Origin of the sequence: Shinella sp. SUS2 (assembly GCF_001262505.1) — a bacterium.
In the GTDB taxonomy this organism is placed as follows: Bacteria; Pseudomonadota; Alphaproteobacteria; order Rhizobiales; family Rhizobiaceae; genus Shinella.
Genome location: NZ_KQ410750.1, coordinates 13,448 through 33,588 on the forward strand (window position 1 = coordinate 13,448; position 20,141 = coordinate 33,588).

At 62.2% G+C, this 20,141-nt stretch carries 16 protein-coding genes and 4 pseudogenes; 8 read left to right on the forward strand and 12 right to left on the reverse strand.

Annotated features, from left to right (window positions below; all coding sequences use genetic code 11):
- Positions 1–18: 18 nt before the first annotated feature.
- The 4 genes and pseudogenes from AKG11_RS29020 to AKG11_RS29035 form a co-directional block, all read right to left on the reverse strand.
- Positions 19–3,219, reverse strand: a complete 3,201-nt coding sequence (locus tag AKG11_RS29020; protein WP_050746439.1) for an efflux RND transporter permease subunit — start codon at positions 3,217–3,219, stop codon at positions 19–21.
- Positions 3,216–4,229 (reverse strand): efflux RND transporter periplasmic adaptor subunit, encoded by a 1,014-nt coding sequence (locus tag AKG11_RS29025; protein WP_082342756.1) that lies wholly within the window; start codon positions 4,227–4,229, stop codon positions 3,216–3,218. The genes AKG11_RS29020 and AKG11_RS29025 overlap by 4 nt, the downstream gene beginning before the upstream one ends.
- Positions 4,230–4,294: 65 nt before the next feature.
- Positions 4,295–4,498 carry a YgaP family membrane protein gene (locus tag AKG11_RS29030; protein WP_050746441.1) on the reverse strand — a complete coding sequence of 68 codons (204 nt, stop codon included), beginning with the start codon at positions 4,496–4,498 and terminating at the stop codon, positions 4,295–4,297.
- Positions 4,499–4,537: 39 nt separating this feature from the next.
- Positions 4,538–5,830 (reverse strand): annotated as a pseudogene (locus AKG11_RS29035) (NAD(P)/FAD-dependent oxidoreductase).
- Between AKG11_RS29035 and AKG11_RS29040 the strand changes: the two are divergent.
- Positions 5,822–6,262 (forward strand): ArsR/SmtB family transcription factor, encoded by a 441-nt coding sequence (locus tag AKG11_RS29040; RefSeq protein WP_324256103.1) that lies wholly within the window; start codon positions 5,822–5,824, stop codon positions 6,260–6,262. The pseudogene AKG11_RS29035 and the gene AKG11_RS29040 sit on opposite strands and share 9 nt — an antisense overlap.
- A gap of 251 nt (positions 6,263–6,513) precedes the next feature.
- On the opposite strand, the pseudogene AKG11_RS29045 reads toward AKG11_RS29040, so the two are convergent.
- Positions 6,514–6,900: pseudogene (locus tag AKG11_RS29045) on the reverse strand (transposase); the annotation flags it as partial.
- Between the two features lie 2 nt (positions 6,901–6,902).
- On the opposite strand from AKG11_RS29045, the pseudogene AKG11_RS29050 reads away from it, so the two are divergent.
- A pseudogene (locus AKG11_RS29050) lies at positions 6,903–7,265 on the forward strand (LysR substrate-binding domain-containing protein); the annotation flags it as partial.
- A gap of 217 nt (positions 7,266–7,482) precedes the next feature.
- Here the strand turns inward: AKG11_RS29050 and AKG11_RS29055 are convergent.
- The 3 genes from AKG11_RS29055 to AKG11_RS29065 are packed head-to-tail and all read right to left on the reverse strand — an operon-like array spanning position 7,483 to position 10,600.
- A complete protein-coding gene (locus AKG11_RS29055; RefSeq protein ID WP_050746443.1) occupies positions 7,483–8,856 on the reverse strand; it encodes a Dyp-type peroxidase in 1,374 nt (457 codons plus the stop codon).
- Between the two features lie 3 nt (positions 8,857–8,859).
- Positions 8,860–9,471, reverse strand: a complete 612-nt coding sequence (locus tag AKG11_RS29060) for a hypothetical protein (RefSeq protein WP_035219808.1) — start codon at positions 9,469–9,471, stop codon at positions 8,860–8,862.
- 40 nt (positions 9,472–9,511) lie between these two features.
- Positions 9,512–10,600 carry a catalase family protein gene (locus AKG11_RS29065; protein WP_197284031.1) on the reverse strand — a complete coding sequence of 363 codons (1,089 nt, stop codon included), beginning with the start codon at positions 10,598–10,600 and terminating at the stop codon, positions 9,512–9,514.
- Positions 10,601–10,755: 155 nt separating this feature from the next.
- Between AKG11_RS29065 and AKG11_RS29070 the strand changes: the two genes are divergently transcribed.
- The 6 genes and pseudogenes from AKG11_RS29070 to AKG11_RS29095 all read left to right on the forward strand — a co-directional run bounded on the left by AKG11_RS29070 (position 10,756) and on the right by AKG11_RS29095 (position 16,583).
- The gene (locus AKG11_RS29070) at positions 10,756–11,379 is read left to right on the forward strand and encodes a TetR/AcrR family transcriptional regulator (protein WP_050746444.1); all 624 of its coding nucleotides are present in this window, start codon (positions 10,756–10,758) and stop codon (positions 11,377–11,379) included.
- Positions 11,376–11,873 carry an acyl-CoA thioesterase gene (locus AKG11_RS29075; RefSeq protein WP_197284032.1) on the forward strand — a complete coding sequence of 166 codons (498 nt, stop codon included), beginning with the start codon at positions 11,376–11,378 and terminating at the stop codon, positions 11,871–11,873. Before AKG11_RS29070 ends, AKG11_RS29075 begins: the two co-directional genes overlap by 4 nt.
- Positions 11,870–12,736, forward strand: coding sequence for a 3-hydroxyacyl-CoA dehydrogenase (locus tag AKG11_RS29080; RefSeq protein WP_046407406.1), 867 nt, complete (start codon positions 11,870–11,872; stop codon positions 12,734–12,736). The genes AKG11_RS29075 and AKG11_RS29080 overlap by 4 nt, the downstream gene beginning before the upstream one ends.
- 27 nt (positions 12,737–12,763) lie before the next feature.
- On the forward strand, positions 12,764–14,530 hold the full coding sequence (locus tag AKG11_RS29085) for an oleate hydratase (RefSeq protein WP_035219816.1): 1,767 nt from the start codon (positions 12,764–12,766) through the stop codon (positions 14,528–14,530).
- A 41-nt stretch (positions 14,531–14,571) separates the two neighbouring features.
- A pseudogene (locus tag AKG11_RS29090) lies at positions 14,572–15,819 on the forward strand (YHS domain-containing protein); the annotation flags it as partial.
- 50 nt (positions 15,820–15,869) lie between these two features.
- Positions 15,870–16,583: an IS6 family transposase gene (locus AKG11_RS29095; protein ID WP_037095196.1), complete on the forward strand. Its 714-nt coding sequence runs from the start codon at positions 15,870–15,872 to the stop codon at positions 16,581–16,583.
- A 3-nt stretch (positions 16,584–16,586) separates the two neighbouring features.
- Here AKG11_RS29095 and AKG11_RS29100 read toward each other — a convergent pair whose 3' ends face one another.
- From AKG11_RS29100 to AKG11_RS29115, 4 genes are all read right to left on the reverse strand, one after another.
- A complete protein-coding gene (locus tag AKG11_RS29100) occupies positions 16,587–17,606 on the reverse strand; it encodes a hypothetical protein (protein WP_050746446.1) in 1,020 nt (339 codons plus the stop codon).
- On the reverse strand, positions 17,603–18,817 hold the full coding sequence (locus AKG11_RS29105) for an HlyD family efflux transporter periplasmic adaptor subunit (RefSeq protein ID WP_156334155.1): 1,215 nt from the start codon (positions 18,815–18,817) through the stop codon (positions 17,603–17,605). Before AKG11_RS29105 ends, AKG11_RS29100 begins: the two co-directional genes overlap by 4 nt.
- A 174-nt stretch (positions 18,818–18,991) precedes the next feature.
- A complete protein-coding gene (locus AKG11_RS29110) occupies positions 18,992–19,483 on the reverse strand; it encodes a cytochrome b (protein ID WP_050746448.1) in 492 nt (163 codons plus the stop codon).
- A 60-nt stretch (positions 19,484–19,543) separates the two neighbouring features.
- Complete coding sequence (locus tag AKG11_RS29115) at positions 19,544–20,065, reverse strand: EF-hand domain-containing protein (RefSeq protein ID WP_050746449.1); 522 nt, start codon at positions 20,063–20,065, stop codon at positions 19,544–19,546.
- Between the last annotated feature and the right edge of the window lie 76 nt (positions 20,066–20,141).

Below are 20,141 nucleotides of genomic sequence, written 5' to 3' on the forward strand. Positions count from 1 at the left end.
AGGCTATGCAAGCGCCGATCATTTCAGCGCCACATAGATCGCCGGAATGACGAGCACCGTGAGAAGCGTCGAGGAGACGAGACCGAACAGCAGCGCGATGGCGAGCCCCTGGAAAATCGGGTCGGTCAGGATCACGCCCGCGCCGATCATCGCGGCGAGCGCGGTCAGCAGGATCGGCTTGAAGCGGACGGAGCCGGCCTCAAGCAGTACATCGACCATTGGCCTGCCCTGCCCCCCGGAATGGCGGATGAAATCCACCAGCAGGATCGAATTGCGCACGATGATGCCGGCAAGCGCGATGAACCCGATCATCGAGGTTGCCGTGAACGGCGCCGCGAACAGCCAATGCCCGAGCATGATGCCGATGAAGGTGAGCGGGATCGGCGTCAGGATGACCAGCGGAAGCTTGAACGAGCCGAACTGCGCGACCACAAGGATATAGATGCCGAGGATCGCCACCATGAACGCCGCGCCCATGTCGCGGAAAGTAACCCAAGTCACCTCCCACTCGCCATCCCAGAGCAGGATCGGGCGGGTTTCGTCATCGGGCTGACCGTGGAGCGCGATCACCGGCTTCGGAACATTGCCCCAATCCGCCTTGGAAATCGCATCGTTCACGGCGAGCATGCCGTAGATCGGCGCTTCGTAAGCGCCGGCAAGCTCTGCCATGACCATCTCCGCCGCCCGGCCATTGTGCCGGAAGACAGGATACGATGCCGGCTGCTCGGAGACCGACACGACGTCGCCGAGTTCGACGACACCAAGGCCCGCCGGCAGCGCGTTGGCCGGGACCGGCGTGGTGAGCGCGCGTTCGTCGATCACCTTCTCACCCTTCGGCAGGGCGATGCGGATCGGGATCGGCTGACGGCCGCCGCCGCGATGCGAATAGCCGACCGTGGTGCCGCCATAGAGATAACGCAACGTGTCATAGACGTCGGACTGCTCGACCCGATAATAATCGAGATTGTCCTGGTCGATCGCGACACGCATACGCTGCGGCTGATTGTGGTAGCTGTCGTCGACGTCGACGATGAAGGGCACGCTCTTGAAGGCGTCGCGAACCTTTCCGGCGACGGCACGGCGCGTCTCGGCGTCCGGTCCGTATATCTCAGCCAGCAGCGTCCCCAGCACAGGCGGGCCAGGCGGCGGTTCCACCACTTTCACCACTGTGCCTTGCGGCAACGCAAGGCCCTCGAGGCGCTTACGAATATCAAGGGCGATCGCATGGCTCGCGCGGCCGCGCGAGCCTTTGGGCAGAAGGTTGACGACGATATCGCCCTGCTGCGGTTCGGCGCGCAGATAATAGTGCCGCACCAATCCATTGAAGTCGAAAGGTGACGCTGTTCCGGCATAGGTCTGGAAGGATACGATCTCCGGCATGTCGCCCAGCCGCTCCACCATTTGCTGCAATGTCCGGTCCGTATCCTCGACCGAAGAGCCCTTGGGCAGGTCGACGATCACTTGAAGGTTGGTCTTGTTGTCGAAGGGCAGCAGCTTGGCGGTGACGTGCTTGGTGTAGAGAAGGCCAAGCGACGCGATCGTGGCCATGCCGACGACCAGCAGGAACGCCCAGGCCCGGGCGCGGCTCCGCAGGACAGGCCGCGCGACCATCGCGTAAATTCTGCCGAGACGCCCTCCATCGGCCGCGGCATGAGCGTGTCCGCGCACTGCCTCCTTCCGGCCGAGCTTCATCATCAGCCAGGGCGTAAGGATCACCGCGACGAAGAAAGAGAACAGCATCGCTGCCGAGGCGTTCGCCGGGATCGGGCTCATATAGGGTCCCATCATCCCCGACACGAACAACATCGGAAGGAGCGCAGCCACGACGGTCAGCGTGGCGACGATGGTCGGGTCGCCGACCTCGGCAACGGCGTCGACAGCGGCCGCGCTGCGCGATCGGTCGTCCTGCATGGCCCAGTGGCGGGCGATGTTCTCGATGACGACGATGGCGTCGTCGACCAGGATGCCGATCGAAAAGATCAGGGCGAACAGGCTGACACGGTTCAGCGTATAGCCCATGAGCCAGGACGCGAAGAGCGTGAGCAGGATGGTGATCGGAATGACGACCGCGACCACCATCGCCTCGCGCAAGCCGATGGCAATGGCGACCAGGAAGACGATCGAGACGGTTGCGAGCCCAAGATGGAACAGGAGCTCGTTCGCCTTCTCGTTGGCGGTCTCGCCGTAATCGCGCGTGACCGTCATCTCGACATCCTTCGGAAAGATCTGGCCGCGGGTCTGCTCCAGACGCTTTACGATATCATCGGCAATGACCACGGCATTGGTGCCTGGCCTCTTGGCGATCGCAAGAGAAACCGCCGGAACCCTTTGCAGCCCATCTGCTGTCGAACGGACATCGGTGACACGGGCCTCCGCCGGCGAGGTGGCAAGGACCGTTTTTGCGACATCGCGCACATAGACGGGCCTGCCGTCGCGCGCGGTGAGAAGGATGTTGCCAATTTCGGAGAGCTCCTGCAGCGTCTGCCCGGCAACAATCGCGCGCTGCTGGCCGCCTTCGCGCACCGTGCCGACGCGGAAGGAACGGTTTGCCCCCTCGATCTTGGCGGCGAGTTGCTGAAGGGTGATGCCATAGAGCGAGAGCTTTTCCGGATCTGGCTCGACCTCGAACTGCTCGGGCTGCTCGCCAGCGATATAGGTGAGGCCGATATCAGGCAGCTTGGCGACCTCGACCTGCAGCTCGTGCGCCAGCCTTGTCAGCCCGTTGGCGGTCCAGTGCCCGGCGCTCTTCTGTGTTGGCCGCAGCGTAACGACGACGATCGCCACATCGTCGATCCCGCGTCCTACGATCAGCGGATCGGGAATGCCGACGGGGATGCGGTCCATGTTCGCCCGGACCTTCTCATGCACCCGCAGGATCGCGGCATCGGCATTGGTGCCGACCTTAAACCGCGCCGTGACGAGCGCACCATCATCCTCGGTCTGGGAATAGACGTGTTCGACGCCGTCGATCGCTTTGACGATGGTCTCGAGCGGTTCGGTTACGAGCTTGACCGCATCCTCGGTCTTCAAGCCGTTCGCCTGTACGCGGATATCGACCATCGGCACCGAGATCTGCGGCTCCTCCTCGCGCGGCAACGATACCAGTGCAACCAGCCCCAGGACGAAGGCGGCCAGCAAGAAGAGCGGCGTTAGCGGCGAGCCGATGAAGGCACGGGTCAAGCCACCGGCCAGACCGAGATTAAGTCTTGGCGGCGTCATGGCAGCACGATCCGATCGCCGTCATGAAGGCCGGTGAGGATTTCGATGCGGGGCTGGCCGCTATCTTCGAAACGCTCGCCGATGATGACAGCCACATCGATCGCGCCCCCTATTCCAGCGACACGTACGTAGTCGATCCCATGCAGCGTCCGCACCGCTTCCGGCGGCACAGCAAGCACGGAGCGCTTGCCCACCGGGATCGATACGAGGGTCCTCTCATTGACGAAATAATCGCCGATGCCGGCGACCTCGACATCGGCGGTGACACGTCCATCGACGATTTCTGGGTAGACCTTGACGATCCGACCCGGAAGCCTCGTTTCGGATTGATCCGGCGACCGTTTCAGGCCGCGCTCGCCGACTGTGACATTTGCTCCCTGCACGATATCGGCCGCATGGCGCTCCGGCAGAGAAAGACGCAGATAGTAGGGGCCGGGAGCAATGCGCGCGATCTCCTCGCCCGGCAGGACGACCGAGCCGAGCGTCACCGGCACGGTCAGGACACGGCCTGTGGCAGGCGCGACAACGGTGCCTTCCCGAGTGCTTTGTTCGATAACGGTCTTGTCGGCCCGAGCCGCCACCACCTGATTGGTCGCCACCTCGAACTGCATTCTGGCCTGATCGAGGCTGGCTTGCGTACCGGCGCCGCTTGCCCTCAATTGCTGCGCCCGCTCGAGTTGCAATTTGGTATTGTCGAGTTGGGAACTGAGAGCATCGATTTTGGCCTGGGCGGCGTCGAGTTGGAGCGAGAGCTTGTCATCGACGATGACAGCGATGGCGTCGCCTTCCTTGACCTCGTCCCCCTGGCTGACGCGCAGTTCGCGCACCGAGCCGCCGGTGCGAACCCGCGCCGGCAGCACGATACGGCTCTCGACCTGCCCGAACACAGCCTTCATGTTCGGAACAGTCGTCGTTTTCACGATGAAGTCGGCTGCGTATGCGCCATGGCTCGTAAAAGCCACGAGCAGGGCGAGCATTGCCGCGCGAGGGTAAGGGGTCGGACGATACATGAAGGGATTGCTTCCAAAGAAGACCGGCGTTCCACGCGACGGTCGTTAAAAAGAAAACCTGACGGCTATTTGAACGCGACACCCGCCGGACAGCCGAGCTTCCTGAACAGGATCGCCGCAGGGCAAAACCCGGTGAGCGACGATTGGATCAGATTGAAACCGACGAAGACGTTCAGCAGATACCACCATGGTGAGACATAGAAGCCGAGCGCGAGGGACAGCAGGACCATGCAGCCGGCAAACATCAATACGGCGCGATCGATCGTCATTTTGAATACTCCAGTGTGTTTGAAACCGAGGGGTGTGACCTACTCGGCGGTTTCGATGCGGATATCCTTCAGCTTCCCGACGCCCAGCATGTTGAGCACGAGATTTTCGTAGAACGTGTCGGCCTTGCCCTGCCGCACCTTGAGCAGGAAGTATTTCTCAAACCCGATCTTGGCGGCATGGACCCATTTGCCGCGTGACGCCTAGTTCACGTTGCGCGGGGGAATTTGCGGCTGCGCGACGAAGGCAATGCCATCATCGCCAAAATCGGCGAGACAGACCGCGTTCCAGGTCGCGACGGCCCTTGGCTCCTCACCCTTCAGCAGAGCGGCAATATTTTCGGCCGTCGCTGTCACCATGGATTCGATCATGAAGCCGGTCTTCGGCACGCCGACCGCGAGCGGGCTCTTGCCGACCGGCGGAATGGCAACGCAGACCCCGATGCCGAAGACATTCGGGAAAGCCGGATTGCGCTGGTGCTTGTCTATGACGACGAAACCGCGCGGATTGGTCAGCCCTTCTATACCAGCGATCGCCGGCACACCGCGGAAGGCCGGCAGCATCATCGAGAAGGCGAAGGGCAGTTCGTGGGTTGCCTTGACGGTGCCATCGTCGTGGACCTCTTCGGCGATCAGCTTGCCAGGCTCGACCGTCGTCGTCCGGGCATTGGTGATCCACTTGATATGACGTTCGCGCAAGGCGCTTTCGAGCAGCCCCTTGGTGTCGCCAACGCCATCAAGCCCGAGATGGCCGATATAGGGCTCGGGCGTGACGAAGGTTATCGGAACCTGATCCCGCACCCGCGCATTGCGCAGCGCCGTGTCGAGGATGAAGGCATACTCGTAGGCCGGACCGTAGCAGTAGGCGCCTTGCACAGCTCCAACGACGATGGGACCGGGCCGTTTCACCAGTGCGTCGAATGCGGTCTTCGCTTGGGTCGCATGGCCGATCTGGCAGATGGATTGGGTATGAGCATCGGGTCCCAGGCCCGGCACCTCATCGAAGGCAAGGGCGGGGCCGGTAGCAATGATCAGGAAGTCATAATCGAGAAGGGAGCCGTCATTGAGTTCGACGCGGTTTTGCGCGGGCTGGACCCGACGTGCTCCCTCGGGCCTGAGTGCGATTCCATGCTGCTTCAGAACGGGAACGAGATCGACGGTTATGTCCTGCGGCTGCCGCCAGCCAACCGCGACCCATGGATTGGAAGGAACGAAGGAATAGCTGGAGCCGAGATTGACGACGGTCAGGCGATCTTCACGCCGGAGCTTGCGTTTCATCTCATAGGCCATGATGATTCCACCGAGGCCTGCGCCGAGAATGACAATATGAGTCATGGCTTTCGCTCCGCTGTTTCTATGATGGGTCTGCCCACTTCTGGTTGCCGGAGGCCATTCAATTCAGACGCTTCCAGGCTTTATGGCTTGCATCTAACATTCAAAGGTTTTAAATTCAAGAGTATGAATGTAGAGGAAATGATACCGGCCGCCGAAAAGGCCGCCGAATTGATGCGCAGTCTGTCGCACCCCCAGCGGCTGCTCGTTCTGTGCGCGCTGGTCGATGGTGAACGATCGGTCGCCGAACTGCGACAAGGACTGGCAATCGAACAAGTGCCGATGTCGCAACAACTTATGCGGTTGAGAGCGGACGGGCTGGTCGAGGCGCGGCGCGAGGGAACGACTGTCTATTACTCGATTGTCCGACCGGAAATCCTGACTGTCGTGCAGGCTTTGCACGACGCGTTCTGCCCGCCGAACAGAGGCAAGTAGCCGCGAAACGGTCGTGCGAATGGAGGAAATGATGGTGGAGCAGCGAACGGCAACCCAGTTCGAGAAAAGCGATCCCGGCACGCCGGATCGACCATCCTTCCTTCCAGACCTTCGACGCATTTGCCTTGCGCTGCCGAACAAGGATGAAGCTGCGGCTTTCCTGAAACTACTCGCAAACGACAAGCGCTTGAGAGGTGGCTCGGTTTGTCTGAACAGCTTCGGGCGTTTCGCTAAGTGGATTTCCGCCTCGATTATGCCGCCACCATCATTGGTGTCAGCGCGTTGAAGTAGGCTTGATCCGGCGTCCGCCGGTCAAGGGATGAATGTGGGCGTCTGGTGTTGTAGAAGTTCAGATATCGGCCGATGCCAGCGCGTGCCTCGGACACAGTCTTGTAGGCATGGAGGTAGACTTCCTCGTATTTGATCGAACGCCAGAGCCGCTCGACGAAGACATTGTCTCGCCACGCACCCTTGCCATCCATCGAGATGGCGATCTGTGACCTCTTCAGCACGGCGGTGAAGTCGATGGAGGTGAACTGCGATCCCTGGTCGGTATTGAAGATTTCCGGCCTGCCATGACGGGCAAGTGCCTCCTCCACCGCCTCGATGCAGAAGGCTGCTTCCATCGTGATCGACAGGCTCTCCTGAAGATCTGGGAGATCACTGGGCGGTCAATTATGCTTCTCCGACCAGCGGCCGTGTTGAGGATTGGGAGTGGCTGGAGCAAGGGAAGCTGCATCGGGTTCCGTTGCGCGGGCGGGTCACTGTCAACAGCGCCGAGGCCTACATCGCCTGTTGCCTCGCAGGCCTCGGCATGATCCAGATCCCAGCCTATGACGTGAAACAGCATCTTGAGGCGGGAGAATTGGTCGAGGTGATGCCCGGCCATCGAGCCGAGCTGATGCCTATGACGTTACTCTATCCCCACCGCCAGCACCTTTCACACCGGCTGCAGGTATTTGCCGATTGGCTTGAGACGCTGCTGAAGGACAAGCTCTTATGAAGAGCAAAAGCCACCCGGGATCCGAAACGCCTGCGCTCAAGCGGTCCGGATGACCGAAGCGTCCTCGCCGATCATGCGTTAGAGGCAGTTTTTGCAGACGTCAGGATTACCGATCGGGCCAGACGCGACTGGCAAAGATCATGGTGAGGCCGAACGCAGCGATCCTGATGAATTGCACGTTCATCTTCACAAAGGCCAACGACTGACCGGCGGGTTCCTAACCCCAGCTCCCGGCCGCCAGCCATTTGAGCGCGGACAGGCTTGGCATGAACAGATATTCGCCGCCCTTCATGACATTGAAAGTCTGCACACCGTCGATGCGCTTGCGCGCCGGCGCCTGCGGGATCGTGAACCGGCCATCATCCTCATGCAGGCCAACGATCGGATCGCGCTCTTCGCCAAGGTCGACGAAATTGCCTCGGTTGATCCACTCCTGCTGCATGAACTCGATCGTGTCGTAGGCACGCGCGCTGATGAAGATGAAGAACAGGCCGCGATCGCCGTTGGCATCGTCCTCAGGCCCCACATCCTCGGAATAAACCGGCCCGAAGGTCGAGGAACGGCGAATGATGCGGTGGATGTTGACGTCGGTGAGCAGCGTCAACTCGGAATCGCGGGGATTGAGCCGTCGCATATGGCAGCCGAGCGGCACGACGCGGCCTTTGGGATCGTCCTTGAAGGTGAAGTCGTTGTTGCGCTGCGGATCGGCGCCGAGGTCGGGATCGTCGTGATCGTGCGCCAGCGTCAAGGGTGCGCCGGAGCGCCAGCGCCCGAACATCTTGGCGGCAAGGCGCTCGCGTTCCTCCGGCGTGTCGCCATGTGCCTTGAGGAAGGCGTTGAAGCAACCGACCCGGCTGTTATACTTGCGCATTACGACGAAGGTGCCGTTCCTTCCGAGAACCGCAGGCTCGGGCATGCCGAGCGGCTGGCCGTTCTCGCTCTCATAGCCGAGGATGAATTCGCCGGCCTTGATCGGCCGCTCCTCGCCTGGCAGCGGATCAACGCCGCTGCCCTCCACTGCGGGCTGGGAGATCGAATCCCGGAAACCGAACGGGTTTTTCGCGCCGTCCGGCGCGCCGAAGCGGTGCTCGCCGAGCAAGGTGACGCCGCTGCTCCGGTCGAGTTCGGTGCGCGCCGTCGCCAGCGCCTTGTCGAGCGCATCATCGTCGACCGCGTAGATGGTCAGCGCGAGATGGCAGTTGCCCGGCTTGAACACGTCTTCCCAGTTTTCCGGCGCGTTGGGTCCGAAGTCGCGAAGCTGCTCCGCGCGTGCGGCCATGCCCTGCTGGAACGGGAGCGGAAAGGTCTTGAGCTGGGCGTCGGGAACGCCGAGCGCCTTCAGACCCTCGAAGCTGAGCGCAGCGCCGATCCAGAAATCGAGATCCTCGCTCCAATTGTCGGCCGAAGCGATATGCGGTGCCAGCCGGCCGAGAAGATTGCGGGCTCCCGCTGCCTCGTCGAAATGGAGCATGGCGTGAACGCCGACATAGGGTTCCGGCCGGCTTCTGAGGATCAGCGCCTGGATGTCCTGCAGGTCGAGCGTGACGCTATCCCGCGAGAAGTGCTCTTTTAGTTTCTGAAGGATCGCCATGGCTCAGCCCACCTTGTCCAGGAATTCGTTGACGGCATGTTCGAGCCGTTGGAGCCGGCGCACATCGACGACGGTGACCTGCGGATTGGCGACGAACCAGCCGGCGGCGGTGATCTGATGCTCGGCGATGAAGTCCTTGACCTCGGGGCTGGCGATGCCCGGCCAGCCCTCGACCGAGGCGAAGATCAGGTCCATCAGATCGGGGATCTTGGTGGCGAAGTCGTTGATATAGGTGTCCCAGTCGCCGTCATAGGCGGTGGCGAACAGGATGCGGGTGTCGTTGTCGAAGAACACGAACCGCATGTTGTGCAGCGTGCCGACCTTCTGCGCCCCGTCGAAATTGCCGTTCACCAGCCCGAATATGCGTTTCAGCCGATCCGCGCCGCCGGGCTTGAGGTTGGCGATGGCGGTGAGCTCGGAGACATTGCCGGACTGCGCGCCGACGCGACCGGCCGAGCCGGCTGTGCCCTTGAGGTCGGGATTATGCTTCGTCACCATCTGCTCGAGGGCGAGCTTGGCGAGCTGTGGCGCATCGCCAACCACTTCCTCGATGCGGCGGCGGATGGCCTGCAAGCGGGTTTCATCGATCTGCGGGGTTTCTTCGGTCTCGGCCATGGCTGGCCTCCTTTCGTGATTGCGTGTGACGATCGGATCGTCAGTCCGGAATGACGTCGATGCTCGCCGGCTCGACGCGCGGTTGCGCGTTCATTTCGTGGCGGTAGCGGGTGGATCGTTCATAGGCGGCGATGCGCACGCGCATGATCGAGCCGAGTGGCTGATGATCGCGGATACCGTGCCAGGGATTGAACGACAGCACATCATTGCCGTAGACGCGCCGCGCCGGCGAATAGGCCTCCTGTGGCGGGATGCGCAGGGTCGCGATCGGCTGGTGCGGCGAAAGGTCTTCCGGCCAGAGCACGGCGGCGTCCTCGACCGGCATCCTGTCGAGATCGGCACAGAGCTGAGCACGGAGCTGATACTCTGCGCCTTGCTCGCGGAAATGTTCAACCACCAGATCGCGCATGGTGGAATCCTCAACCGCGCCGACATCCTTGCCGGTCAGTGCACGGACGTTGTCGGAGAACGGCGCGGCACTGATCTTGGCGATATGGTCGCCGAAGCGGATCGCCGCCATCGAATGATAGGTTTCGCCCAGCAGATGGTTATTGTCGCGAGCGAGCCCGCGCAGCGTGGCGCCGGGCTCGACGCCGACCGCTTCGACTGCCGCCTCCACGCCGCGCGCGACCCCAGCCATCGCTCGCTGGAGAAAGGCCGGGTTCTGGGCATTCTTCTCCAGAAGGCTGATGAGCTGGCGATATTTACCGATCGTGCCGAAGCTCAAGGTCGGGATGTTGACGAGCAGGAAATCCTGGTTGTGGCCCTGGTCTTCGGGGAGAAGCCGCTCGCCATCGACACCGATCACCTTGATCGCCATGCCACGCGGCGCGGGAATGGTATCGGAGTGGATGTCGCCCGGCGCCGAAGAGAGGCGGATCACCACCGGATAGTTGGCGGGTCGGGCGAACAAGCCCTCGCGCAGATGCGAGGGCAGTTCATGAACGATCAGTTCGCCCTTCAGGAACCCATGGCTTTTGGCATGGGCGTCGCGCACGGCGTGGCGATGACGCTCGAAGGCCCGCCGGTTGGTGGTGGCCATGATCTCGAGGATCTCGGCGGTCAGCCGCTCCTCGTCCTCGCCGAGAACCTCCACGTCCGGGGAATAGCCAATGTAGGTTTGAGCCAAGAGCGCTCCTTCACACTGAGATTTCGTTGCCCAGGAACGATTTCGAGTCGAAATCGCCGTTGATTTAGGATATCAGTTGATATCTGGTTTCACTGAGAACGCGGAACCTCCGAAAAGGTTTCGCACGTCTCGCCCGTTGGTTGGAGAACGAACCCATGCCGCTTACGCGCAAGGACACGCAGCGCCAGACGCGGGACCGGCTGATCGCGGCCGCGCATTCCTCGATTATCGAGGAGGGGGTCGCTGCCATGTCGATTCGCAACATCTGCAGCGCCGCAGGGCATTCGCAGGGCGCCTTCTACTCGAACTTCGCCAGCAAGGATGATCTGCTGGTCGAGATCCTGCAAAGCCATATCCAGGACGAGGTCACACTGCTTCGCGACCTGGTCGCGCACTGCTCCGGCGACGATATCGAGGCGACGCTGCAGGTGCTGGCCGCGCGGCTCGCGAAGTTGGCCGACGAGGCACAATGGTCACTGCTCTCGATCGAATTGCAGCTCCATGCCCGGCGCGATCCGGCTTTCGCCGAGCGGCACCGGGAGGGCAAGGCGGCCTGCTATCGGATGTTCGGTGAGCTCGTCGCCGATCTGACGCAACGCTTCGCACTTCGTCCGGCCTTGCCGCCGATGCAGACCGGTATCGGTCTTTACGCGCTCTGGATGGGACTGGCGGTGCAGGGCGATGTCGAAGGCGCCATGCCGCGCGACGAGATGCTCGTCGGCTTCTTCCGCGCCATGGCAGGACTGGGTTCGTCGCATGAGGAGCAGGCGTATTCGTGAGCGGGATCGTTTCAGATCGTCGACGCATCGGCTGCGATGAGCACGGACACCCACTCGTCGGCGAGGTGGATGAGCATCGGCGCTTCCATATCCGCTTCCGCGCCCGGGACGCCGACATCGACGAACTCGGCCATGTCAACAATGCGGTCTGGGTGACCTGGATTCAGGATGCGTCGGTGGCGCATTGGCTGACGGCCGCGCGGCCGCAGGATCGCGACCGGTTCGTCGCGGTCCTGCTGCGCCATGAGGTGGACTATCGCGGCAATGTCCGGGCGGGAGACGAGGTCAGTGCGATCACCTGGGTCGTCCGAGCGCCGCGGGGTGCCCGCTATGCACGATGTGTCGAATTCCATGCCGAAGACGGCCGGACGATCGTCGCCTCGCTGACCCAATTGGCCCTGGTCGATCGGGAAACCGGCAAGCTGGCCCGCGTCCCGGTGGAGGTGGCGGCTCCGTTTCTAAGTGACGATACCGCGCAGAAGGAAATTGGATGAGCGATATCAGGAAAGTGGCGGTTCTCGGCACGGGAGTCCTCGGGAGCCAGATCGCCTTCCAGACGGCCTATAGCGGCTTCGATGTTGTCGCCTACGACATCAGCGAGGAAGCGCTCGAACAGGCGCGCGCACGGCTGGCGGCGCTCGTCGAAACCTACACGAACGAGGTGTCGGGCGCGGCTGGCGGCAAGGCGGCCGGGGCGCTCAAGCGGATCGCTCTGCTGAGCGATCTCGGCGCGGCCGTCGCGGACGCGGACCTCGTGATCGAGGCGGTTCCGGAGGTTCTTTCGATCAAGCAGGCGCTCTACGAGAAACTGGCGGGGCTCGCGCCGGACAGGACGATCTTCGCCACCAATAGCTCGACCCTGCTGCCGAGCGACCTGAAGGCTTACACCGGCCGACCGGACCGGTTTCTGGCGCTGCACTTCGCCAACAGCATCTGGAAGTTCAACACCGCCGAGGTGATGGGCACGGACGACACCGATCCGGCCGTGTTCGATGCCCTGATCGCCTTCGCCTCCGCCATCGGCATGGTGCCGATCCCGGTGCGCAAGGAGAAAGCGGGTTACGTCCTCAATTCGCTTTTGGTGCCGCTCCTGAACGCGGCCGCCGATCTGGCGGCCGGCGGCTATGCCGAGCCGGAAGATGTCGACAAGGTCTGGCGGATCGCCACCGGCGCGCCGATGGGGCCGTTCCAGATCTACGACATCATCGGATTGAACACCCCCTACAACATCCTCTCGCATGGCGACGAGCATGCTCAGTCGCTCGCCGCCTGGCTGAAGGAAAACTACATCGACAAGGGCAGGCTCGGCATCGCCTCGGGCGAAGGCTTCTACAGCTACAAGCCCTCCGCAGACTGATCCCAACAAGAAGAACAGGAGTTCGCCATGCACTATAGCAGCGGAAACTATGAAGCCTTCGTGCGTCCCCGCAAGCCCGAGGGCGCCGACAAGAAGACGGCCTGGTTTGTCGGTTCGGGGCTGGCGGGGCTTGCCGGCGCGGCCTTCCTGATCCGCGACGGCGGCGTTTCCGGCGACCGCATCACCATCCTTGAAGAGCTGGAAATCCCTGGTGGCGCGCTCGATGGTCTGGACGTGCCCGAAAAGGGCTTCGTCATTCGCGGCGGCCGCGAAATGGAAGAACATTTCGAGTGCCTGTGGGACCTTTATCGCTCGATCCCCTCGCTGGAGATCGAGGACGCCAGCGTGCTCGACGAGTTCTACCGGCTCAACAAGGACGATCCCAACTTTTCGCTCCAGCGCACGACGCAGAACCAGGGCCAGGACGTGCCCGACAAAGCGCTGTTGACGCTAAACGACAAGGCCCAGAAGGACCTGCTCTCGGTCTTCCTCGCGACGCGCGAGGAGATGGAGAACAAGCGTATCAACGAGGTCTTCGGCGAAGACTTCCTCAAAAGCAATTTCTGGCTCTACTGGCGCACCATGTTCGCCTTCGAGGAATGGCATTCCGCGCTGGAGATGAAGCTCTACCTGCACCGCTTCATCCATCATATCGGCAGTCTCGCCGACTTCTCCTCGCTCAAGTTCAACCGCTATAACCAGTATGAATCGATGGTCCTGCCGCTGGTGAAGTGGCTGACCGATCACGGCGTCACGTTCCGCTACGGCGTCGAGGTCACCGATGTCGATTTCGACATCCAGCCCGGCCGCAAGCAAGCGACCCGCATTCACTGGAAAGAGCGCGGCGTCGAAGGCGGCGTCGATCTCGGGCCAGACGATCTCGTCTTCATCACGATCGGCTCGCTGACCGAGAATTCCGACAATGGCGACCACAGGACGCCGGCGAAGCTCAATGAAGGACCGGCGCCGGCCTGGGACCTGTGGCGCCGCATCGCCGCGAAGGATCCGGCCTTCGGCCGCCCCGACGTGTTCGGCGCCCATATCCCGGAGACGAAATGGGCCTCCGCCTCCATCACTGCCCTCGACGCCCGCATTCCGGCCTATGTCGAGAAGATCACCAAGCGGAACCCCTTTACCGGCAAGATCGTCTCCGCCGGTATCGTCACGGTGAAGGACTCGGCGTGGCTGCTGAGCTGGACGGTTCATCGCCAGCCGCATTTCAAGAAGCAGCCCAAAGATCAGATGATCGCCTGGTTCTACGCGCTCTTTGTCGATTGCCCCGGCGACTTCGTGAAGAAGCCGATGCAGGAATGCACCGGTGAGGAGATCACCCAGGAATGGCTCTATCACCTCGGCGTGCCGGTCGAGGACATTCCCGAACTCGCGGCATCCGGCGCCAGCACCGTTCCCACGATGATGCCCTATATTACCGCCTTCTTCATGCCGCGCCAGGCGGGTGACCGGCCGGACGTGGTGCCGGAGGGCGCGGTCAACTTCGCCTTCATCGGCCAGTTCGCGGAATCGAAGCAGCGGGACTGCATCTTCACCACGGAATATTCGGTGAGAACCCCGATGGAGGCCGTCTACACGCTGATGAATGTCGAGCGCGGCGTGCCGGAGGTCTTCAACTCGACCTATGATATTCGTACACTTCTTGCTGCGATCGGTCCGCTGCGGGACGGCAAGGGCATCGATCTTCCCGGACCGGCCTTCCTGCGCAAGCTGCTGATGAAGAAGCTCGAAGGCACGGAGATCGCCAAGCTGCTCGAAGAGTTCCATCTGATCGAGGAGTGAACAAAGACCGGAAGGCACGCGCGGCGTGTGAAAGGTGATGAATGGCCGACGACGATCAGAAGAGCGAACGCGCCGCCGAGGTGACTGGGGCGCACGGCCATCATCACCATCATGAGCCGGACGGCGAAACGCCGTCCGGTCACGTCGACCATGATCCGGTCTGTGGCATGGTGGTCGATCCCGCCAGGACCGCTCACAAGGCTGAGTATGAAGGCGAGCGTTACGCCTTCTGCTCGGCCGGCTGTAAGGCGAAGTTCGACGCCGACCCCGTGCATTATGCAGCACGGGTAGCGCATGCCGAGCCGCACCATGAGGGTGCTGCTACCCATGGCGATCATTCCCACCCTAGCCACACCCATAGACTTGATCGCCATGAGCATCACCCCGTTGCGGCGTTAACGGCAGCCGTAACGGAGGGCACGATCTGGACCTGCCCGATGCATCCGGAAATCCGCCGGGACGCGCCGGGCAGTTGTCCGATCTGCGGCATGGCGCTGGAGCCGCTGATCGCGGCGGCGGATGCCGGACCCAGTCCCGAACTTGCCGATATGACCCGGCGCTTCTGGATCGGCCTCGCGCTCGCCTTGCCCGTGTTCCTGCTGGAGATGGGCGGCCACCTGATCCCGGCGCTGCACCATCTGGTGCCGATGCACATCTCGATCTGGATCCAGTTCGCCCTGGCGACGCCGGTGGTGCTGTGGGCCGGATGGCCGTTCTTCGCGCGTGGCTGGGCGTCGATCGTCAACCGCAGCCTCAACATGTTCACGCTGATCGCGATGGGGACCGGCGTCGCCTGGGGATACAGCATCGTCGCGACATTCGCGCCGCAGCTCTTCCCGCAGGCTTTCCGTGACGCTGATGGCGCGGTCGCGGTCTATTATGAGGCGGCCGCCGTCATCACCGTGCTGGTGCTGCTTGGTCAGGTTATGGAGTTGCGCGCCCGGGAACAGACGCCCGGCGCGATCCGCGCGCTTCTCAATCTCGCGCCGAAGACCGCACGACGCATCGGGGCAGACGGTGTGGAAGAAGATGTGCCGGTCGAGGCGATTGCGATCGGCGAGCGGCTCAGGGTCCGGCCCGGGGAAACCGTGCCGGTGGATGGCGTGGTCGAGCAGGGGCGCTCATCGATCGATGAATCGATGGTGACCGGCGAATCCATGCCGGTGACGCGCGTAGTCGGCGAAGCGGTCGTAGGAGGGACGCTGAATCAGACCGGCGCGCTCGTCATCCGGGCGGAAAAAGTCGGGCGCGACACGATGCTGGCTCGCATCGTCCAGATGGTCGCGGAGGTGGCGTCGCCTTAACCGCCTGTTTTAGCCGACTTGATATTCGGATTGTCATGACCGAATTCCCTGCCGCCCACTTCAGACGCCACCGCTTTCCTGCCGAGATCATCACCCATGCGGTCTGGCTGTATTTCCGATTTCCGCTCAGTTTACGCGACGTCGAAGATCTGTTGGCCGAGCGCGGCATCAACGTCTCATTCCAGACCGTCTCGGAATGGGCGGCGAAATTTGGCTTGAAGTTCGCCAATCAGCTCCGACGCCGCTCACGAGGCCAGTTTGCCGACAAGTGGCAGCTCGATGAGATGGTGGTGACGATCAAGGGAAAGAAATACTGGCTGTGGCGCGCCGTCGATGCCAACGGCTACGTTCTCGACGCCCTCTTGCAAAGCCGAAGGAACAAGGCAGCAGCCTTGCGTCTGATGCGCAAACTGCTCAAGGGTCAAGGTATCGCCCCGCGCGTGATGCTGACCGACAAGCTGCGTTCCTATTCGGCTGCGAAGGCGGATTTGATGCCGAAGGTCGAACATCGCTCGCACAAGGGATTGAACAACCAGGCTGAAAATTCCCATCTTGCTGTGCGACGACGAGAGCGGCGCATGATGCGCTTCAAGTCCGCGCGGCAATGTCAGCGTTTCGTCTCCACTCACGGCCAGATCGCCAATCTCTTCCTTCTTCACCGCAAAGACTTGACCGCCGCAGACCATCGCCAGCTTCGCACTCACGCCATCTCGACCTGGCGGGAAATCGCTTTGTCGATTGATGCGTGAAGTTCAGGTCGAAGAGACTACCGCATCCCAAACTCGGTTAAGGCGACGCCACCCCAGCGCCTCTTCGAAGACGATGCCGAGAAAGAACTGGGGGCCATAACCCATGGCCTTGAAGGTTGCGTATTCACGCAGGTGGTCGGCCACGTCGGTGGACAGCACCTGATAGACGATCACGATTCCGACGAGAACGCCTATCAGTACGCCGAAGCCGAAGATGATGCCCGTGGGCCGCTTGGTCTGCTGGTAGCGCAGGTCCTCCTGCGCGGCTTGTTCATAGCTGCGGATGCGCAGGGATGGATCGGAGATCAGGGATTTCAGGCGCGCGATCACGGCCTCCGTCTGCGCGCCGGGGCGCAGCGTCAAAAGGATATGGTCGGGCGCCGTGGAACTGCGCGTCGGGAACAGCGACAAAAAGGTCTGATCCGAGACCAGCATATAGCCATCGCCACCGAACCCGCCTCCGCCGGCAAAGGTGGCGTAAGCGGTGACGGTACGGCCCTGCGTTTCAAAGGAGAGCGGTGATTGCGGACGGATCGCGGAAGCTTCATCCTTGCCCAGTCCCCGGGCCAGCCGGTCGAGTATCGCCGCATCTTGCACCTGCAAGAGGTACAGATCGCTTGCGATATCGGCGGCCAGGAATTCTTTCTTGACCGGGTCCACGCCAAAGGTCGTCAGACTGATGTCCTTCTCGCCCCGGTCCCAGGGAACATTGGCGATCAGGAGACCCATGCCCGCGGAGACATCCGGATCACCCATTGCCTGTAGCAGCCATTGCCTTGCGACATTGCCGCCATCGGTCAGGGTGCTCGCGTCGCTGGCCGAAATCATGATATCTGCCTGGAAGAAATCATAGGGTCGCAATGTTGCAGCACCCATCGAATTCATGATCCCAAGCTGGACGAAGACCAGCACATTGGCAAAGGCCACGCCGGCCAGTGCCGCCGCAAAGCGGGTGCGGTTATGGGTCAATTGCAGCCAGCCGATCGGCAGCCGCCCGAACAGGCGTTGCAGCAGGTAGCTCATGGATTGACCCGCGCAGTGGTGTCAATGCGGGCTATGACCTCGAGATTCGTGAAGCGTGCGGCAAGTTCAGAGGAGGCCTTGTCCAGCACCACCAGGACCTGGATCACGCGCGCATCCTTGTTTTCCGCCGCGTCGTCCGAAATCAGTCCCTGCCGTCCCACGGTCAGCCCGATGCTGTCCACCCGGCCCTGAAGCGTGACACCCAGTGCCGGGGTGGCCAACTCCACCGGTTGGCCGACCAAAACATTACTGATGCGGTCCTGCCAGATCTCCACCTCGGCCATCATCTGGTCGGTGTCGCCCATGTCCATGATGCCGTCGGTAGGAGGGCGCTGTCCGGGCGTAACATGGATGTCGAGGATTGTACCGGTGATCGGGGCCACGACCTCGGCGCGCGCAAGATCAAGCTGCGCACGGGCGAGGTCGGATCGGGCGGCATCCACATTGCGGCTCGCCACGATCACATCGGGCTGTTCGTCCAGCGTGACTGCGGCATAGCGCGTTAACGTCGCCTCGGCGCGCACCACGGAAAGTTGGGCGCTCTCTGCCGCCGAACGGGCGGCATCGAGCGTAGCCTGTGTGCCCACATCGTGCGAAACGAGTTCTGCCGTTCGCGCCAGCGTCGTGGCGGCTTCTGCCGCAGTGGCCAGGGCCTGATCAAGCGTAGCTTGTGCTTCGTTGCGGCTTGCCTCTATCGCGGCACGGGTCTGAATGAGGTTTGCTTCGCGCACGGCAAGGTTTGCCTCGGCCGTCAGGACCGCGCCGGTCAGAGCCGAGTGATTGTCGAGCCGCGCCAGCACGGTGCCCTTCTCCACCCGGTCACCCACGGATACGAGGATTTCGGCAACGCGCGCATCGCCCGCGCCGTAGGGTGCCGCCACAACCGAGACATCGCCACGCGGCATCACCCGCGCCAACCCCACCACATCGGTGGGCAGCAGGGTTTCCGCCATCTTCGACGGCAGCTCGATCTCGGGCGGCAGAGCAATGGGTGCATCCGAGCCGCCACCGGGAGTAAGGCCCGTCAGTGCGTAGAACTTCTGCAAGCCCGTCGGTTGAAAATACAGTCCCAGCACCGCGCCCGAGAACATGAACACCGGGACCAGCAGGACCAGCAGATAGCGCTTGCGAAACCAGCGGCGCCGGCGAGCAACTGTCGGCTCAGACAGTTTCAGATCAATCGGAAGGCTTTGCTCTTCGGGCGCTGACATGGCGGTCTTCTCTTTCTGTCGATCTTGGAAATTTGGATTGATGCCCAACCCGATTGAACCCGCTACGTCGAGACGTTTCCAGCATGATGACCCATGACTGCTCTTGTCCAGCACATTCGCCAGGCTCCCCCCGCCGGCGACCTTTAACGGTCGAGCCCCACTCGGTAGTCGCCGCTACTCCGCCGGACGGATCATGCGGATCATGACGTTGTTTTTCAGCACGATCCGATGGAAGGGAATAGCCAGGACATGCAGAGCGACAAGCGCCAGAAGCACGACCTTGAAGATGTTGTGGACCTGTGCGGCAATGGTGAGATCGACGAACCACGCCAATGCACCCGATACAGACATGATCGCCAGTACCGCATAGAAGGCCCAGTGGGCGACATGGCTCAGCAGCTTTAGCGGCGCGGGTTCATTCGCGGGCGGTAGAGGCGCGCCACGCGTCAGACGCAGGGCCAGTCGCCACAGGATGAAGACGAGGATCAGCCCGCCGCCCGCGACATGGGCCAGGATCAGTGGGTCGAAGGCATAGTCCGTGCCCTGCCGGATCGCATCCCAGGCAGAGGCGATGGAGTCCTTGAAGATATATTGACCGGCGACCAGCAGGGCGACGATCCAGTGGAGCGCGATCTGCGCTCCGGAATAACCTGTGGGATGTGTCATGGCTCTGTCCCTTTGAATGATTGGGCGGACACCTTTCGGCACCCGCTATCCCCTGTCTGGTTACGGTTTGGTCGGGGTTCCGGCATTGATGTCTGTCAAGCGGCCCATGCGGGCCATCATCTTCACGGGAAAGGTGATTTCCTCGGCGCTGATTTCCTTGTTGCCATCATCATCGAGCATGGCGAAGGGTCGCGCGGCCATGCCTTTGGTCACCTCGGAAAAGAGCGCGGCAAATTCCGCCTCGGACAGAGCGCCGCTCTTGTCGGCATCATGGGTGGCGAGCAGGGCGGAAACACCGGCCTCTGCCTCCGTAGCCGTGACCTTGCCGTCCTTGTCGGCATCGAAAGACTGGAAGACCGGATTTTCGGCAAAGCCGTTCATGCCCATCGGGCCATGGCCGGCGCGCTGGCCCATCCGGCCAGGCCCCCATCCTGCGCCGTCGGCGCCCTGCATCATCATGCCCGGTGCATGGCCTCCCATCATGCCCCAGGGGCCGCCGCCCGCGATGGCCGGAATGGTCGCACCGCCGATGACTGCGACGGCAGCGATGGCGCCAAGAGTAAGGATCGTCTTGCGTTTCATGGTCTCACCTCTTCGGGTCTGTGTTTCGAATGAGACCAGGATGGAGGGGCTTTGTCGCAGAAGGATGCCGCGACGG

What these genes read in the sequence shown, in the direction of transcription:
- AKG11_RS29020 (WP_050746439.1), bottom strand. Translation starts at nt 3,219, where the DNA reads ATGACGCCGCCAAGACTTAATCTCGGTCTGGCCGGTGGCTTGACCCGT.
- AKG11_RS29025 (WP_082342756.1), bottom strand. Translation starts at nt 4,229, where the DNA reads ATGTATCGTCCGACCCCTTACCCTCGCGCGGCAATGCTCGCCCTGCTC.
- AKG11_RS29030 (WP_050746441.1), bottom strand. Translation starts at nt 4,498, where the DNA reads ATGACGATCGATCGCGCCGTATTGATGTTTGCCGGCTGCATGGTCCTG.
- AKG11_RS29040 (WP_324256103.1), top strand. Translation starts at nt 5,822, where the DNA reads ATGAGTCATGGCTTTCGCTCCGCTGTTTCTATGATGGGTCTGCCCACT.
- AKG11_RS29055 (WP_050746443.1), bottom strand. Translation starts at nt 8,856, where the DNA reads ATGGCGATCCTTCAGAAACTAAAAGAGCACTTCTCGCGGGATAGCGTC.
- AKG11_RS29060 (WP_035219808.1), bottom strand. Translation starts at nt 9,471, where the DNA reads ATGGCCGAGACCGAAGAAACCCCGCAGATCGATGAAACCCGCTTGCAG.
- AKG11_RS29070 (WP_050746444.1), top strand. Translation starts at nt 10,756, where the DNA reads ATGCCGCTTACGCGCAAGGACACGCAGCGCCAGACGCGGGACCGGCTG.
- AKG11_RS29080 (WP_046407406.1), top strand. Translation starts at nt 11,870, where the DNA reads ATGAGCGATATCAGGAAAGTGGCGGTTCTCGGCACGGGAGTCCTCGGG.
- AKG11_RS29085 (WP_035219816.1), top strand. Translation starts at nt 12,764, where the DNA reads ATGCACTATAGCAGCGGAAACTATGAAGCCTTCGTGCGTCCCCGCAAG.
- AKG11_RS29095 (WP_037095196.1), top strand. Translation starts at nt 15,870, where the DNA reads ATGACCGAATTCCCTGCCGCCCACTTCAGACGCCACCGCTTTCCTGCC.
- AKG11_RS29100 (WP_050746446.1), bottom strand. Translation starts at nt 17,606, where the DNA reads ATGAGCTACCTGCTGCAACGCCTGTTCGGGCGGCTGCCGATCGGCTGG.
- AKG11_RS29105 (WP_156334155.1), bottom strand. Translation starts at nt 18,817, where the DNA reads ATGTCAGCGCCCGAAGAGCAAAGCCTTCCGATTGATCTGAAACTGTCT.
- AKG11_RS29110 (WP_050746448.1), bottom strand. Translation starts at nt 19,483, where the DNA reads ATGACACATCCCACAGGTTATTCCGGAGCGCAGATCGCGCTCCACTGG.
- AKG11_RS29115 (WP_050746449.1), bottom strand. Translation starts at nt 20,065, where the DNA reads ATGAAACGCAAGACGATCCTTACTCTTGGCGCCATCGCTGCCGTCGCA.